This window comes from Kaarinaea lacus, from assembly GCF_975902315.1.
On the sequence record NZ_CDLKIE010000350.1, the window covers coordinates 1 to 2,708 of the forward strand.

4 protein-coding genes and 1 riboswitch are annotated in these 2,708 nt (G+C 43.3%); of the genes, 3 read left to right on the top strand and 1 reads right to left on the bottom strand.

The window, feature by feature from the left end:
• Window positions 1-256 precede the first annotated feature (256 nt).
• A riboswitch (cyclic di-GMP riboswitch) is annotated at window positions 257-343 on the bottom strand.
• Between the two features lie 258 nt (window positions 344-601).
• The 3 genes from ACWVCM_RS11330 to ACWVCM_RS11340 are packed head-to-tail and all read left to right on the top strand — an operon-like array spanning window position 602 to window position 2,408.
• Window positions 602-1,063, top strand: coding sequence for a thioredoxin family protein (locus ACWVCM_RS11330; RefSeq protein ID WP_455201865.1), 462 nt, complete (start codon window positions 602-604; stop codon window positions 1,061-1,063).
• A 10-nt stretch (window positions 1,064-1,073) separates the two neighbouring features.
• Entirely contained in the window at window positions 1,074-1,469 is a 396-nt protein-coding gene (msrB, locus tag ACWVCM_RS11335; RefSeq protein WP_455201866.1) for a peptide-methionine (R)-S-oxide reductase MsrB, read from the top strand.
• The gene (locus ACWVCM_RS11340) at window positions 1,470-2,408 is read left to right on the top strand and encodes a methionyl-tRNA formyltransferase (protein WP_455201867.1); all 939 of its coding nucleotides are present in this window, start codon (window positions 1,470-1,472) and stop codon (window positions 2,406-2,408) included.
• A gap of 4 nt (window positions 2,409-2,412) precedes the next feature.
• On the opposite strand, the gene ACWVCM_RS11345 is transcribed toward ACWVCM_RS11340, so the two are convergent.
• Window positions 2,413-2,708: hypothetical protein (locus ACWVCM_RS11345; RefSeq protein WP_455201868.1), on the bottom strand; the 296-nt coding region annotated here is incomplete at its 5' end.

Sequence of the window (2,708 nt, forward strand, 5' to 3'; positions counted from 1 at the left end):
CTAATCAGTAAAGTAATGGTAAATACTGCTGCGATAAGCCACTCGATAACACGAATGCGCGAACGTTTTGTGGGAAATTTGGAACTAAATGTATAAAAATCATATGAATCTGATCGCATTGCTACGCCTGTTTATAACTCGAAAAAACAATACTGCCGCTTTAACAAGTCAGGAGCATAGCCTCAGATTGCTTTTGCAGATAAAGCTTGAGGAATGTCAAAGCAAGATCCATACTGCGCTTCTTGCTTGCTAGAGTTCCGATAGTCCCGCTGCCATAGAGTTCATCTCCTTAGACCGGTGACTTTGCGTGTCTTATCTTTCGATAAGCTTGCCTTTGACAGAACTCCTAACTGTTACTCATAGACCATAAAGGCCTCAAATTTTGTATCGTCTGCTATCGAAACTTCTTGAACAATAATTAACCATATTAAAGCCTTGCAAATTCATTTAGTTAGCTCAAAATTAATACGTCCCGTATTGATTCCCGCCATAAGAGTGATAATCGACACATATTGATTCACAAGCGGAAAAACATCTACTAACATGGCAACAAAGATAAATACAACTCATTGACAGAAAACCCGCTCTCCGTAATTTAATCATGGCATCACGTAAAACCCGAATTCTAACAACGATCGCTGTGATTTTCGGCGCACTAGCACTGATTACCATTCAATTATCGCAATTCGCTGTGGATGCAACACTACGGCATTGGCATGAAAACGCCTCTGGCTTCCAGGCAGCCCTTGATCTTCAAAAAACTTCACAAAAAGCAATTGCAGTATTTTTCCATACTGACTGGTGTGCCAGTTGCAAGAAGCTAAGAGAAGAGGTGCTGTCCACCCCGGAGTTTGATCAGTACTTAAAAAATGTGATCCCGGTAAAGATTAATCCAGAAACAGGTTTAAAAGAGCGGCAAATTGCCGATAAATATGGTGTATTGGGCTACCCAACGTTTTTGATAATTGAACCTGGTTCACAAACTGTAACCCGAATTCGAACCAGCCAGAATATAACACCACAACAGTTTATTGATCAGTGCAGGACTGCACAGCAAATCTAGGATACAGGGTATGAGCGACAAAGTCGTTAAATCAGACCAGGAATGGCAGGAGGAGCTTTCACCTGAGTTATTCCGGATCGCTCGTCAACAAGGCACTGAACCGGCTTTTTCCGGTCAGTATTATGCACACAAGGCACCGGGCACGTACCATTGCGCATGTTGTGGTGCAAAGCTATTCCGTTCCAGCGAAAAGTTTGATTCAGGTACTGGCTGGCCCAGTTACTGGAATACATATAATGAACAGTCGGTAACAACACACACGGATCAGTCACACGGTATGACGAGGATGGAGGCACGTTGTGCAAAATGTGACGCTCATCTTGGTCATGTTTTTGAAGACGGCCCTGCTCCTACCGGTTTGCGCTACTGTATTAATTCTGCGGTACTGAATTTCGAGAAGAAATAGATGGCTACTCCAACAAACTTACCCAGACCAGCTCAACAGCGTGTTCTATTTCTGGGAATGCCTGACGTGTTCTCCCATGCCGTGTTAGAGCCATTGCTCAATCGCGGGGTGAATATTGTGGGTGTTGTTATACCTGGAACAGAACCACATTCGGAATTGCAAAACATCGGCGGTATTCCCATAGTACAAAGCGCCAACCATAGCACTATAGAAAAACTCGCTTTAGAATTTCATATTCCGATCTCTTATGTACAAAACATCTCGTCAGATGAATTTAAGAACGAAGTGCAACAATACAAGCCGGATTATATACTCGTCGCCTGTTTCCCCAGCAAACTACCAACAGATATCTGGCAAATTCCAAAGATAGCGTGTCTAAATCTCCATCCATCAATGCTGCCAGCGTACCGTGGACCATACCCTGTATTCTGGCAATTAAGGAATGGTGAAATGAAAACAGGCACAAGCCTACACCTGATCAATGACGAAATTGATGCAGGTGATATTGTTTTGCAAACGGAAGTTCCCCTTCGCGCTGGTATGAGAGGCCGCGCTATTGATGCCAAGCTGGGAGAATTTGGTGCCAAACTTTTTCTGGAAGCGTTACGTCTATACCAGCTTAATAACATCAACATTCAACCACAGAGCTGGATTCAGGCTAGTTATATGCCTGTACCCAGGTTTGAGGATTTTGAAATATCTCCAGCGTGGTCTGCCCGGCATGTATTCAGCTTTATTCGCGGCACAGAAGAATGGGGGCGCACCTATCAAATCAACATCGGCGACGCGATAGTAACTATAAAAACAGTAATGGCATATTCGCCGTCAGGCACCATCAACAAACCGTACGAACTTGAAGATAATTATATCACTATGCAATTCTCGCCGGGATTGGTGAATGCGTATATCGAATCGATCACTCAACAAAAGGCAGTTTAAGAAGTTAATGTAAAATGCGTGTTTTTGATTGCTGAAAATAACGGGACATAACGGCGCGAACGTGCACCGGATAATCCAGCTCTTCCATTTGTTGCATACCTTGTTTAAAAAACAACTCTGCATCTTCGGGAAAATTCCTGATTAGTTCGTCAAAGGCAAGCTCCATTAAATTTGTATCCTGAGACCGGGTTGCAATAATTCCACGATTCAGGTTCAACACCCGCCATGGGTGACGATGATTACTGCTATCGAAATCAAACTTGGTTTGCTCCGAAACTGCACCAATTAATTCGCCCATCA